The sequence below is a fragment of the Citrobacter sp. Cpo015 genome, assembly GCF_030333035.1.
Lineage (GTDB): Bacteria > Pseudomonadota > Gammaproteobacteria > Enterobacterales > Enterobacteriaceae > Citrobacter > Citrobacter portucalensis.
The window spans coordinates 933,889-946,987 of the sequence record NZ_JAOWGS010000037.1 but is presented as its reverse complement, the minus strand read 5'-3'; the positions used below and the strand labels follow the sequence as shown (position 1 = coordinate 946,987).

Sequence of the window (13,099 nt, the reverse complement as noted above, 5' to 3'; positions counted from 1 at the left end):
ACTGATGCGTAAATGAAAGTAAGGGTCAGCGCATTTCCAGAGAATTTCCTTATTATATTCAGACGCAATGAATAACGTATTCATTAGCAGATAATTTGTTTATTAAATGTTATTTAGAGTATATGGAAATGAAAAAATATTTATTACCCCTAATTGGGTTACTTTTTACAGTTAGCGCTCAGGCAGCATCATTTACCGACGGCAAAGAGTATATCTCACTGGAAAAACCTGTCGCTTCCGCTCCAGCCGCACTGAAGTTTTTCTCATTCTATTGCCCTTCCTGTTATCAGTACGATGAAGTTTTTGAAATCACTGATAACGTGAAAAAAGTATTGCCTGCAGATGTCAAACTCACCGAATACCACGTCGACTTTTTAGGTCCGCTGGGGCAAGACATGACCCACGCCTGGTCCGTAGCCATGCTGTTGAACGTACAAGATAAAGTTAAGCCGTTGCTTTTTGATGCCGTTCAGAAAAAACAAACCGTTAAAACAGCGGAGGATATTCGTAACGTATTTATCAGCGCGGGCGTCAGCGCCAGTGATTATGATGCGGCATGGAATAGCTTTGCCGTGAAATCACTGACCGCTAAGCAGCAAGAAATGGCGAAGGCAGTTGATTTAACCGGTGTGCCCGCCATTTTTATCAACGGAAAATATATGATCAATCCAAAAGGACTGAAGTCAGATGACCTTAATGCCTTCGTGCAAAACTATGCTGATACGGTCCGCTTCCTGATAAGCAAATCCTGATGTTTAGCTAATCTCATTTTTCGCACCACACAACAGATGACGTAACCTCAACTGCGCTGTTGGTGGTGCAATGCCTGCATCGTTTATCGCAATATCCTCCCTTCCCGGTTGGCATACGCCGTTATCAGGATTACCCTAAATGTAGCGGTGATACCTGTTGTAAGGGTTCACCTTCTGCAAGTGTTGATTTACACGAGAGAACGCTATGGAATTAAAGGATTATTACGCCATTATGGGCGTGAAACCGACAGACGATCTCAAGACAATCAAGACCGCCTATCGTCGACTCGCCCGTAAATATCATCCAGATGTCAGCAAAGAGACTGACGCGGAGGCCCGGTTTAAAGAGGTTGCAGAAGCCTGGGAAGTATTGAGTGATGAGCAGCGACGCGCCGAGTACGACCAGCTGTGGCAGCACCGCAACGACCCACAGTTCAGCCGTCAATTCCAGCAAGGAGAGAATCAAAGCTACAGCGCCGAAGATTTCGACGATATCTTCTCCTCCATTTTTGGCCAGCGTGCGCACCAGTCGCGCCAGCGTCCTGCCAGCCGCGGGCACGATATCGAAATTGAAGTTGCCGTATTCCTCGAAGAAACGCTTACTGAACATAGCCGCACTTTCAGTTACAACCTGCCAGTCTATAATGCGTTTGGCATGGTAGAACGAGAAATTCCTAAAACGCTGAATGTGAAAATTCCGGCTGGCGTCGGTAACGGTCAGCGTATCCGTCTGAAAGGCCAGGGCACCCCCGGCGAAAACGGTGGGCCGAACGGTGATTTGTGGCTGGTGATTCATATTGCACCGCATCCGCTGTTCGATATCGTTAATCAGGATCTGGAAGTTGTCGTTCCCCTCGCGCCGTGGGAAGCTGCGCTGGGTGCGAAAGTAACCGTTCCGACGCTGAAAGATAGCATCCTGCTGACCATTCCTGCGGGCAGCCAGGCCGGCCAGCGACTCCGCATTAAAGGCAAGGGTCTGGTAAGTAAAAAACATACCGGCGATTTGTATGCGGTGATCAAAATAGTCATGCCACCGAAACCTGACGACGCAAGTGCCGCCCTGTGGCAACAGCTGGCGGATGCACAAAAGACCTTTGATCCGCGCAAAGAGTGGGGGAAAGCATAATGGCTAACGTTACCGTCACTTTTACCATTACCGAATTTTGTCTGTACACCGGTGTGTCAGAAGAAGAACTGCATGAGATTGTCGGCTTAGGGGTGATAGAACCCCATGAAGACGAGACGTTTGACGATCATGCGCTGACAGTCATGCGTCGCGCGGTGCGCCTGCGTCAGGAGCTGGAACTTGACTGGCCAGGGATTGCCGTTGCGCTGACGTTGCTGGAGGAGAACGCTCAGTTACGCCAGGAAAACCGCCTGCTGCGCCAGCGCCTGTCTCGCTTTATCAGCCATCCGTAGTGTGTCAGGACCAGCATGGTGCTGGTCCTTTTATTATCCGCCCCGCGCTCTTAATGACATTGCCCAGCAGATGGCATACAGTCCGAGATAAGAATTATCTTAAACAATAAGACGTTGAGTCATGCAGCTTAAACCCCTCACGAAAGGTCGTTTTCACAACATCTGGCAGCAGGATGATGCCTTGATTGAGAAGATATTTCAGGAACTGCTCTCTGAAACGCAGATTATCCAGGAAGATGAGTATCTATACCGCCAGGGACAGGTTGTCGATCGACTGATCATGGTGCAATCCGGAAGAATTTCGCTGCGTTACAGCGCGGAGAATGGTCGCCGATTCCAGTTGGGCGCCATGGAATGCGACGAGCAGCTGTTTGGTGAAATGGAGTTTTTTACCGGGTATCGCTGCCAGCTTGATATCGTCGCGGAAGAACCACTGACCGTAGCGGTGTGCAGCTGTGACCGTCTGGAAGAAGCGCTAAATCAGCACCCCAGACTGGCGATATTTTTTGCCAGTGCAATGGCGATTGATTATCAGGATATGCTGGAAATCTTCCTGCACCGGATGCTCTACCCTATCGTACATAACGTGGCGTATGACCTGTATCGCCAGCATCAGAACAAGCAGCCGATGGATGGTTTCCATAAAAAATACCAGGAAGCTGAGCGATTCGGTACTACCGACCGGGTCTATCGGCGGGCGGTTAAAGCGCTGACGGATGCCGGGCTGGTAACGCGAACGAAGCAAGGACTGGAAATTAAGGATCTGGATGGGCTGCGTAAATTTCTCGGCAATGACATCATTGACTGACACACCAACGCTCGTTAACAGAACATTGGTGTGTCATTTCGGCGCAATCAGAACTTATAGGTGAGGCTGAAATAGTGACCGAGCCCGGTGGTACGCCCTGCTCCGCCGTGGTTTTCCATCAATGCCATGTTACGGAAATACTTCAGGCCATAACCGACTGCATAATGCTCTGAATGCCAGTAGATACCGTTATACCATTCAATCGCGTTATTGCTGTATAACGGTTGATTAGCAATCTTATTCGCGGCGAACTGGTAGTCAAAGTACCCCTGATAGTTCAGATAACTGCCGTTGGCAAAGGTATAGAATGGCGTCGACCAGTTAGTCGAGAACATATAGCCATCCCACTTTCCTTCGTTATCCGCACCGTAGTTTTCACGAACATAGTGCGCATAGATGTTCATTCCCACCAGACCAAACCACGGGACCTTCACATCTGTACCCAGGCCAACGTAATGTTCAAATAATTCCCGGTCGCCAATGTTATTTACCGTTGCAATATAGAATTCGTTAAACGGCCCAACGGATAAATCTTTATTAAAAATGGCGTCCAGGGAAAAACGCGGAGATATCTTGGCAAAGAAGTTATCACCACCATGACGATCGTCCTGCTTGCGATCCAAAATATCAAAGAAATCCACATAGCCGTACAGATCGATAATGCCAGAGCGTGCACCAAACTCCAGTTCCAGATAGGTGTCATTGCGAATACCATATGGCACTTTCGCGTCCACACTTTGCATTAAGTTCATCTGCATCCAGTTAAAATCATTTTTACGGATGTTGCCATCAGTATAGTCAGCCGCGAATGCTTGCATACAGCTCATTGCCACTACTGCACCCAGGATTGTTTTTTTAATCATTAACTTATTGTTCTTCAGCATTTTTCAATTCCTTTGAGTAAGGTTGAGTATCGCCCCACCATATAAATGGTGTGGCGACTGGCTATTTAATTAAAGAGGTAAGTGTTATCAGTGCTTTTAATTACGTTTGAGTTTTAATGTCACCATCAACATGACAAAGATAATTAAATACAACACCGGTATCGCGTACATAATTTTCTGCAATCCCATTGTTTTTTCCATGAGCGCGCTGATCGCCGGACTAAACATGGCCCCGGCACTGCCGCTAATTAAAATATAAGAAACGTTCTGACTGCTCGCACGCTTCACAAAAGAAACACCGTAGGCAATAAATGAGTTATACAGCGCAGCACAGACAAACCCGTAACTGTATGCCAGATAATCAAGCCCGGAGATATTATCCTTCGTGACGATAATTGTGGTAATAATGCTAGCCAGCAGAATAATACTTAGCAGGAAATAATGTATCTTCACCCGAGAAACAATGACGGTTGATACTAACGCCCCGACCAGCGCAGCGCCCCAGTATTGCGTAATAATATTTCCTGCTTCTTCAAAGGGAATGCCAAATTTGTTCTTCACAAATAATGGTGCCCAGGTCAGGAAGGTGTACAGCGCCAGCATTCCTAAGAACAGGCCAATGCCTCCGCTGATGATCCCTGGGTTCCACTCCGATTTTACCTTGTCTGTCCGATCTGCCGTGGGCGCCGTCTCGCAGGCAGTAAAGCGGGTGAGCGCCACAACGCCCAGCGTGAGTAAGGCCACCATACCTACGCTCAGATAGCTGTAACTCCACGACATATTGTGCGTCAGGGCGAAGGTCGTGATCAGCGGAAAAACCACGCCCGCAACGTTGAAAGTGGCGTCCTGCACCACCAGCATCGTACTTTGAATACGATCCTGCCAGACCGATACCACAATCGTTCCCGCCACGCACAGACCGATCCCACCGCAAAAACCCACCAGGGTCATGGCGACCATCACTGGCCATAAGCCAGGGCTTAAATGCATTACCAGAGCGCAAAGGAACACTATCGAATAGATAATGAGCGTCATACGCTTCACACCGATTTTCTCAATCAGGAAAAAGGCGGCGATAGTGCCGGCTAATGCTCCACCATTGAGCAACGAAAATATTGAAGCAACGGTATTCACATCGGCGCCGTAGCGTACTGCAATCGGTTCGATTAGCATACCGAACTGACTGGCAAACCCTGCCATAATAAAATTTGCCAGAAAACTAATCAGCGTAAGTGCTATTTTATTCTTCATATAATGCCATCTCTGATTGGTTCAATTAAAAGCCGGAACTAAGCGGTAACAGCAGTATTTAGCGCCAGCTCAATCATGTTATTAAAGGTCAATTGTCGTTCTTCTGCAGTTGTTTCTTCACCTGTCAGGCAATGATCGGAGACAGTTAAAATAGCCAGCGCTTCAATATTAAACTGATGCGCTAAAGCGTATAATCCTGCTACTTCCATATCCACACCGAGCACACCGAATTTTTCCAGTGCCGGTATTAAATTATCGTCAGGATCGTAATAAAGATCGCCGCTAAAAACATTGCCGACTTTAATATCGATACCGGCCTTCTGTGCCAGCGTCCACGCCTGCTGCAATAATGGGAAATAGGCGGATGTTGCCATCGCATAGCCTGCGCTACGTTTTAAATTTGTGACTGAATCCGTTCCGGCGGCGACGGCCAGGATAATATCGCGCATTTTGACATGATGTTGTGTTGCCCCTAAACTGCCGACGCGTATAATTCTTTGCACACCAAAATCATGTACCAATTCATGGGCATAAAGCGTCATTGAAGGAATGCCCATTCCATGTCCCATCACCGAAACAGGTTGCCCAAAATATAAACCGGTATAACCCAGCATATTACGTACATTGGTGACTTCGCGGTAATCCATTAGATAATTTTCGGCAATAAATTTAGCGCGGAGCGGATCGCCCGGCATAATAACGGTTGGCGCGAAATCACCTGGCTTGGCATTAATATGTGCAGTCATAACAATTCCTGAATTATGGGTATTGAAGATATGCAGGGATTGTAACCAGACGTTTGTGAGGTGATTGAGGACAAAAGTCCTGCTCAGAGGATCGGCCTCTCATTTTTGAGAGTTAGTGTTGTAGTGCCCCCCGCAATACAGGCTGGGGACACGTCAGAGATTGTCAGGGCTTGTCGACCTTTCCGAACAGTAACGCGGTGTAATGGGTGTTTATTTTACCGCTGCGCTTACCGTCGGTGCCGAAATAGCGGTCATCCCGACACAAACGTTCGTTGGTGTCACAAAACAGGCCACCGCGGAATGTAAAAGCCGAGGTATCGAACTGTCCGGCAGCTGCCAGTTTTTCGCCCTGCTGCTTGCCAAGATATTTCGTGGTCAACTCCACCGACAAACCGTGTTCATCGGCACAGATGGTTTTATCGCACAATACGCCCGGCGCTGGACTGTTTAGCCCAGTCGTTGCTGCGTACGCCGACAATGACAGAATGCTTAGCGCCAGCAAGGTGCCAACTTTTATCATCATAATCTCCTTATATCAGCTGACTTGCGCCAAAAGTATAAAGCAAAAAGCGGGGGCTTTCGGCAACCTATTCTTACAGATAACGTGGCTGTAGCATTTACAGCCCCTTAATCATCCCCAAATGACTCTGCTTACTGCGCTGACTGGCGTCAACATGTCGATCTGGTTTTACATCAATGTTAAACTCCCTTTCTTCCTGTTCAGCATTTTTAATCATGATAAAACTACTTTCTCGCTACATTTCTGTCGGAATCGTAAACACGGCATTGCATTGGGCCGTGTTCGGCATCATGGTGTACATCATGAAAAATGACCAAGCTGTGAGCAATGTAGTGGCATTCTTATGCGCAGTAACATTTTCATTTTTTGCTAACGCAAAATTCACCTTCAATGCAAAAGCCACCAGCAGAGGATACATACTGTTTGTTGGTTTTATGGGGTTGTTGAGTTTCATCTCCGGTCAGATTTCCGATCGCTTTAACATTTCCCCACTCATAACGCTGATTGAGTTCTCCTCAATCAGCTTAGTATGTGGGTTTGTATACTCTAAATTTGTTGTTTTTAGGGATCCGAAATGAAAATTTCTCTGATAGTGCCAGTCTTCAATGAAGAAGATACAATACCTATTTTCTACAAGACGGTGCGAGGATACGAAGAACTAAAAAAGTACGATGTTGAAATTGTGTTTATCAACGACGGTAGCAAAGATGCTACAGAATCAATTATTAATGCCCTTGCCTTATCTGATTCGCTCGTTGTTCCCGTTTCATTCACACGTAATTTTGGAAAAGAAGCCGCCATATTTGCAGGACTGGAATGTTCCACTGGCGAAGCCGTTATCCCAATCGATGTCGACCTACAGGATCCAATTGAAACAATTCCATTGATGATAAATAAATGGTTATCGGGTGCAGATATTGTACTGGCAAAGCGTGCGGACCGTTCTACAGATGGAAAACTTAAGCGAAAAACCGCTGAATGGTTCTATAAATTGCACAATAAAATAAGCGCCCCGAAGATCGAAGAGAACGTTGGTGACTTCAGACTCATGTCCCGCGATGTCGTAGAAAATATCAAACTCATGCCGGAACGTAATCTCTTTATGAAGGGTGTTCTTAGCTGGGTTGGAGGTCGTACTGACGTAGTGGAGTACACTCGAGCAGGCCGTATAGCTGGTAAATCAAAGTTTAATGGCTGGAAATTGTGGAATCTCGCACTCGAAGGTATTACCAGTTTTTCAACGTTCCCACTCCGAATTTGGACTTACATTGGTTTTTTTGTCGCCACTTTATCCTTCTTATTCGGCGCATGGATGATTATAGACAAAATATTTTGGGGCAATCCGGTAGCGGGATATCCATCTATTATTGTTTCAATTCTTTTCCTGGGCGGTATTCAGTTAATTGGAATCGGTGTACTCGGGGAGTACATAGGTAGAATATATATTGAAACCAAACAAAGACCGCGCTACATAGTTAAAAAACAAGATGGGATTTAACATGTTTTATAAATTCGATAAAAAATTATTTTTTATTTATTCAGGACTGGCTCTCCTATTTATTTACCCTTTAATTCAAGCTGGAATATATTATAGAGATGATTTAGACAGATCGATCACTGGAAACTACGGCTGGCGAGGTTTAGGTCGACCTTTTGCGGATGTTATAGCAAGAATTTTTTCTGCAAGTGGCCACTACAATCTTGATTTATTTCCTTATACCATGATCGCGTCCTGCATTCTCTTAGGAGCATCTTCACTTGCACTTAGTAAACATTTGATTAAATCAGATGTACCTAACGCTAAAATGGTTGCCGCACTTTTAATATTCAACCCATTTATCCTGCAAAATATCGCTTATAGATACGATAGTCTGGGAATGTCTATTTCATTTTTCGTGGCTGTAGTGGCATATACATACCAAAATAAAAACTTGACACTAGAGATAGCAATAAAGTTGATAGCGGGTGTATTATCCTTAACATTGTATCAACCGTGTGCAAATATTTTCATCGGTTTGCTGGCTGTTGACGTAATAATTATCGCAATAAAAAAACAGGCACATATCAAAGAATCGGTAATATTTTTATTTAAAAAAACAATTTTATTTATCTCATTTTATCTTATCTACATGATTTTCTTCTCTCCAAAACACAACTCGCGCTCAGAGTTAATATCTTTGGATAAGGGAGGATTTGAGCACCTAATCGGAACATTAACCTCTTTAAAAGCAATAACCCTTTCATATTTTTACCACCCTGTTTACATTTACTTTGCTATTCCGATACTAATTAGCCTGGTGTTTATGCTCATTTCTTATCGCACAAATATAGGGAGTATAGTATCCTTTATTTTGTATAGTGGATTGTCTTTTTTAATATTCATTATATCTCTTATGGGGCCAACTATATTACTTCAGGATGCACCGGTACTCCCCCGTACCTTAGTATCATTTTCAGTCATATTGGTTATAATTGCTATACCCATTATGCATTTTACTCCACGCTTTAAATATGCAGCATTGATACCGGTTATTGCTTCACTTGCTTTTAGTGCTCAACTAAGCAACACAATGAAATCACAACAAGAATACGAAGATTTTGTTTTTAACATGATTGCGCAAGATATTGCCAATCATAAAAACATCGTATCTATTGGTACTGTAGGTCAATTAAATATAAATGAAAGAGCAAAGCTAATAGTAGAGAGCAAACCGCTCATAGGTTACTTCGTTTCCCCAGCCACTGAATTCTTAGCGTCCTTTCAATTGATTAATAAAGGATTAACACAAACACGACATGGTTATACTGATGTGAATGACAGCAAAAATCAATTTGCTGATATGATTAACAAAGGAATTAAACCTGTATCATCTAATGAATATTATTCATTATTCATCTCAGATAACACCGCTATAGTCTACTTAGGTAAATTTAACAATTAACGATTACAAGCCCTCACACCTAAATGTGGAGGGCTTTGTTTTTTAAGAAGAGTCTACACCAGTCATTTCAAGTGATATCAGGGATTACCATAGCTCACTCAGGCTGGGCTGGAGAATATGATGCCTGCTTACGTTATTCAGTTTACTTGCCAAATATAGAGCATGTAATGCGCAACAGTAACACTGACATTCACGACACCATGTTTTAAATCTTTCTCAAAAGCAAAAAGGGGTTACCTTTCGGTAACCCCTTTTCATGTTTGGCGGAAGCGTAGAGATTCGAACTCTAGAACCCTTTCGGGTCGCCGGTTTTCAAGACCGGTGCCTTCAACCGCTCGGCCACGCTTCCAATGAGGCGCACTATAAACATCCCGAACGGACCTGTAAAGCACCAATGTGTTCATTTGCCTGAAAAACAGCCAAAATGTTGTTAATCGACTGAAATAACAACAAATTGACCATTTATTCAGCACGAATACCGGCTATAGCGCTTAATGTTTTTTGATGTACATATCTTTGGTGTAGTAATTTCCCCGGTTATCCGGCGCAAATCCCCCCACCCACGGCTTCACCAGATGCGTGCGGACATAGTGGTAAACCGGAATCGCGGGCACATCCTCACCTAAAAGGTCTTCAGCCTGCTGATAGTATTTGCCGCGTTCTTCCAGTGAACTTGCTTTTGCCGCATTACGCATCGCTTCATCAAAGGCGGGGTTACTGTACTTGGTGGTGTTCTCGCTATCACCGGTCCGGAAGATATTGAGGAAACTTGAGGCATCATCATAGTCGGCTATCCACGCATAGCGCACGACGTCAAAATTACCGGTGTGCATAGTGTCCAGCATGGTTTTCCATTCCTGGTTTTGCAGCTTCGCCTCGACGCCAAGGTTTTTCTTCCACATCGACGATGCGGCAATCGCAATACGCTGGTGCGTTTCGAAGGTGTTGTAGAGCAGATTCAAGCTAAGCGGATGCTCAGGACCAAAACCGGCTTCAGCCAGCAGTTTTTTGGCTTCAGCAATACGTTTTTCGAGCGGCCATGACGCATACTCCGGCGCATGCAGTTTCACCCCACCTATTTCCGGCTGGCTGATAACCCACGCTGCTCGCTGCCCCTGCCCCATCACCTTTTGCGCAATGATGTCTTTATCCAACGCCATATTCAACGCCCGGCGCACGCGCGGATCATTAAACGGCGCGCGGGTTGTATTGAACTGATAGTAATACGTTGAAAGCTGAGGCGAGACATGCAGTTCATCCCCCATTGTTTTTTTCAGTTGCGCGAACTGGTTAACCGGTACGCTATACACAATGTCGATTTCACCGGCCTTATAGCGATTTACGTCAGCCGACTCTGAGCTAATAGGCAAATAAGTAACTTTATTAATAACCGTATGCCGATCGTCCCAATAATGTGGGTTACGCTCGGCAACGATGCGCTCATTAACCACCCACTGCGATAATTTGTACGGCCCGCTGCTGACAAAATGCTCTGGCCTGGTCCACTTATCGCCAAAACGACCTATCAACACTTTATCCAGCGGGACCAGAGATGGATGCGCCAGCATCGCCAGAAACGCCGCCGTCGGTTGCGTCAGGGTAATTTCCAGGGTGGTATCATCCAGGGCTTTGACTCCCAGCGTGGCGGGATCTTTTTTCCCTTGGGCAATATCAACCGCGTTCGCAACGTGCATGTTGCCCAGATACGAAGCATAAGGTGAAGCCGTTTGCGGCGAAACCAGACGCTGCCAGCTCCAGACGACATCCTGTGCGGTAATAGCAGATCCATCTGACCAGGTTATGCCCGGGCGTAAATGGAAGGTCCAGACAGTGTTGCCTTTATTCTCCCAGGACGAGGCTAGACGGGGTTCGATAGACCCATCCTGCTTGACAGCAACCAGACCGTCGAACATATCGCTGATTAAATTAAACTCAACGTTGCTTTCAACTTTATGCGGATCCAGAGATGCCGGCTCACTGCCGTTGTTTCTGACCAGTTCCTGTTTTTCTGCCAGTAGTGTTCCTGCAGGAACATTTGCCGCCCTCGCCGCGCCGTTTATAGACATCAAACAGACAGCCAACAGCGTAAACGTCAATATCTTCGATTTATGTTGAATCATTCCCTTTACCTTATTGCTCTGTTTTATGTAGACACCGATGTCACTGTCAGAGAGATTCAGGAATAACGCAATATTTTTCAGTTACCTGGTAGACAGCGATCTGACATTTTTGCACATACAGTGCTAACATCTAATTCGGGAACTTTTGTTGAAATAATATGCTTAAGTCTGGCGGGCTAAAATGCGTAAAGATGGGTAAAACCGCTGTGTCATTCCCCTTGATTTCATTATCCTCCATCATTAATTACATCTGTCATAAGAGAGTGACTCATGGATCGTATTATTAGTTCTTCGCGCGAGCGTACATCGCTACTCAGCACGCATAAGGTGCTGCGCAATACCTATTTCCTGCTCAGCCTGACGCTGGCGTTTTCAGCGATCACCGCAACCGCCAGTACCGTACTGATGTTACCTTCTCCGGGACTTATCCTGACGCTGGTGGGTATGTATGGTCTGATGTTCCTGACCTATAAAACGGCAGATAAACCGGTTGGTATTTTGTCAGCGTTCGCCTTCACTGGCTTCCTGGGCTACATCTTGGGACCGATGCTGAATACATACCTGTCCGCAGGCATGGGTGATGTTATCGCCATGGCGCTGGGCGGTACGGCGCTGGTCTTCTTCAGCTGCTCAGCCTATGTGCTGACCACGCGTAAAGATATGTCCTTCCTCGGCGGTATGCTGATGGCGGGTGTTGTAGTGGTGTTGATTGGTATGGTTGCCAATATCTTCCTGCAACTGCCAGCATTACATCTGGCAATCAGCGCGGTGTTCATTCTGATTTCTTCAGGCGCAATCCTGTTTGAAACCAGCAATATCATCCGCGGCGGTGAAACCAACTATATTCGTGCCACCGTTAGCCTGTATGTTTCGCTGTACAACATCTTCGTCAGCCTGCTGAGTATTCTGGGCTTCGCCAGCCGCGATTAAGATGTCCACACGCATTATCCAGCCCCGCTTATGCGGGGCTTTCTTTTTTGGTAAACTGCCGCCAGTTTGACTAACGCAGTGACGAATTATGTTGATCTTTGAAGGTAAAGAAATCAGTACCGATAGCGAAGGCTATCTGAAAGATACCACGCTGTGGAGCGAGGCGCTGGCGGAGAGAATCGCCGAAAACGAAGGCATTACGCTCTCCGCGGAACACTGGGAAGTGGTGCGTTTTGTCCGCGAGTTTTATCTGGAGTTTAATACCTCCCCCGCTATCCGCATGCTGGTAAAAGCAATGGCCAACAAGTTTGGCGAAGAGAAAGGCAACAGCCGTTATCTCTACCGCCTGTTCCCGAAAGGTCCGGCCAAGCAGGCGACTAAAATTGCCGGCCTGCCGAAACCGGTGAAATGTATTTAATAGCGGATACTAAATCCCTTTAGCTCGTCGCCAGGACGATGTGGTTCACTAAGAACCCGGTCAACCCTGGCGCTGCTCGGCCCCCCGGCTTTCAACCACTTCATCAGTTGTTCTACCCGGTCGCTTTCACCACAGGCGACAACCTCTACGCTGCCGTCATCCATATTCTTCGCGTAGCCGGTCAACCCCAGCCGTTGTGCTTCATGCTGGGTGGTGTAGCGAAATCCTACCCCCTGAACCCGGCCATAGACCCAGGCGATTATGCAGACTTTCGACATTGCGGTTCTCCTTATTAACGTATATGAAGGA

The 13,099-nt window shown here is 46.1% G+C and carries 15 protein-coding genes and 1 tRNA gene; 9 read left to right on the top strand and 7 right to left on the bottom strand.

Going from position 1 to position 13,099, the window contains the following annotated elements:
- Nucleotides 1-128 precede the first annotated feature (128 nt).
- The 4 genes from dsbA (at nt 129) to OGY67_RS20230 (ending at nt 2,979) form a co-directional block, all read left to right on the top strand.
- The gene (gene dsbA, locus OGY67_RS20245; RefSeq protein WP_048216334.1) at nt 129-752 is read left to right on the top strand and encodes a thiol:disulfide interchange protein DsbA; all 624 of its coding nucleotides are present in this window, start codon (nt 129-131) and stop codon (nt 750-752) included.
- A 205-nt stretch (nt 753-957) separates the two neighbouring features.
- Nucleotides 958-1,878 (top strand): curved DNA-binding protein, encoded by a 921-nt coding sequence (gene cbpA / locus OGY67_RS20240; RefSeq protein ID WP_286574437.1) that lies wholly within the window; start codon nt 958-960, stop codon nt 1,876-1,878.
- On the top strand, nt 1,878-2,171 hold the full coding sequence (cbpM, locus tag OGY67_RS20235; RefSeq protein WP_003832033.1) for a chaperone modulator CbpM: 294 nt from the start codon (nt 1,878-1,880) through the stop codon (nt 2,169-2,171). The genes cbpA and cbpM overlap by 1 nt, the downstream gene beginning before the upstream one ends.
- 121 nt (nt 2,172-2,292) lie before the next feature.
- Complete coding sequence (locus OGY67_RS20230) at nt 2,293-2,979, top strand: Crp/Fnr family transcriptional regulator (protein WP_003832031.1); 687 nt, start codon at nt 2,293-2,295, stop codon at nt 2,977-2,979.
- A gap of 47 nt (nt 2,980-3,026) precedes the next feature.
- On the opposite strand, the gene OGY67_RS20225 is transcribed toward OGY67_RS20230, so the two are convergent.
- The 4 genes from OGY67_RS20225 to OGY67_RS20210 all read right to left on the bottom strand — a co-directional run bounded on the left by OGY67_RS20225 (nt 3,027) and on the right by OGY67_RS20210 (nt 6,383).
- On the bottom strand, nt 3,027-3,863 hold the full coding sequence (locus OGY67_RS20225) for a nucleoside-specific channel-forming Tsx family protein (protein WP_286574436.1): 837 nt from the start codon (nt 3,861-3,863) through the stop codon (nt 3,027-3,029).
- A 96-nt stretch (nt 3,864-3,959) separates the two neighbouring features.
- Entirely contained in the window at nt 3,960-5,114 is a 1,155-nt protein-coding gene (gene tsgA, locus OGY67_RS20220) for an MFS transporter TsgA (protein WP_032942923.1), read from the bottom strand.
- A gap of 38 nt (nt 5,115-5,152) precedes the next feature.
- Nucleotides 5,153-5,860: a purine-nucleoside phosphorylase gene (gene deoD / locus OGY67_RS20215; RefSeq protein ID WP_071444954.1), complete on the bottom strand. Its 708-nt coding sequence runs from the start codon at nt 5,858-5,860 to the stop codon at nt 5,153-5,155.
- Nucleotides 5,861-6,023: 163 nt separating this feature from the next.
- Complete coding sequence (locus OGY67_RS20210) at nt 6,024-6,383, bottom strand: YcgJ family protein (protein ID WP_153687011.1); 360 nt, start codon at nt 6,381-6,383, stop codon at nt 6,024-6,026.
- A 212-nt stretch (nt 6,384-6,595) separates the two neighbouring features.
- On the opposite strand from OGY67_RS20210, the gene OGY67_RS20205 reads away from it, so the two are divergent.
- Genes OGY67_RS20205 through OGY67_RS20195 form a run of 3 tightly spaced genes read left to right on the top strand, consistent with a single transcriptional unit; the run spans nt 6,596 to nt 9,322 of the window.
- Complete coding sequence (locus tag OGY67_RS20205) at nt 6,596-6,958, top strand: GtrA family protein (protein ID WP_048214495.1); 363 nt, start codon at nt 6,596-6,598, stop codon at nt 6,956-6,958.
- Nucleotides 6,955-7,878 carry a glycosyltransferase family 2 protein gene (locus OGY67_RS20200; protein WP_234692931.1) on the top strand — a complete coding sequence of 308 codons (924 nt, stop codon included), beginning with the start codon at nt 6,955-6,957 and terminating at the stop codon, nt 7,876-7,878. Before OGY67_RS20205 ends, OGY67_RS20200 begins: the two co-directional genes overlap by 4 nt.
- A 1-nt stretch (nt 7,879) precedes the next feature.
- On the top strand, nt 7,880-9,322 hold the full coding sequence (locus OGY67_RS20195; RefSeq protein WP_234692930.1) for a glucosyltransferase domain-containing protein: 1,443 nt from the start codon (nt 7,880-7,882) through the stop codon (nt 9,320-9,322).
- 261 nt (nt 9,323-9,583) lie between these two features.
- Here the strand turns inward: OGY67_RS20195 and OGY67_RS20190 are convergent.
- A tRNA-Ser gene (locus OGY67_RS20190) sits at nt 9,584-9,671 on the bottom strand.
- 142 nt (nt 9,672-9,813) lie between these two features.
- Nucleotides 9,814-11,442 (bottom strand): ABC transporter substrate-binding protein, encoded by a 1,629-nt coding sequence (locus OGY67_RS20185; protein ID WP_032942916.1) that lies wholly within the window; start codon nt 11,440-11,442, stop codon nt 9,814-9,816.
- A 270-nt stretch (nt 11,443-11,712) separates the two neighbouring features.
- Between OGY67_RS20185 and yccA the strand changes: the two genes are divergently transcribed.
- Complete coding sequence (gene yccA, locus OGY67_RS20180; protein ID WP_008784297.1) at nt 11,713-12,372, top strand: FtsH protease modulator YccA; 660 nt, start codon at nt 11,713-11,715, stop codon at nt 12,370-12,372.
- Nucleotides 12,373-12,460: 88 nt separating this feature from the next.
- The gene (gene tusE / locus OGY67_RS20175; protein ID WP_008784296.1) at nt 12,461-12,790 is read left to right on the top strand and encodes a sulfurtransferase TusE; all 330 of its coding nucleotides are present in this window, start codon (nt 12,461-12,463) and stop codon (nt 12,788-12,790) included.
- Here tusE and yccX read toward each other — a convergent pair.
- Nucleotides 12,787-13,068, bottom strand: coding sequence for an acylphosphatase (gene yccX / locus OGY67_RS20170; protein WP_020996508.1), 282 nt, complete (start codon nt 13,066-13,068; stop codon nt 12,787-12,789). The genes tusE and yccX overlap by 4 nt on opposite strands.
- Nucleotides 13,069-13,099: the final 31 nt, after the last annotated feature.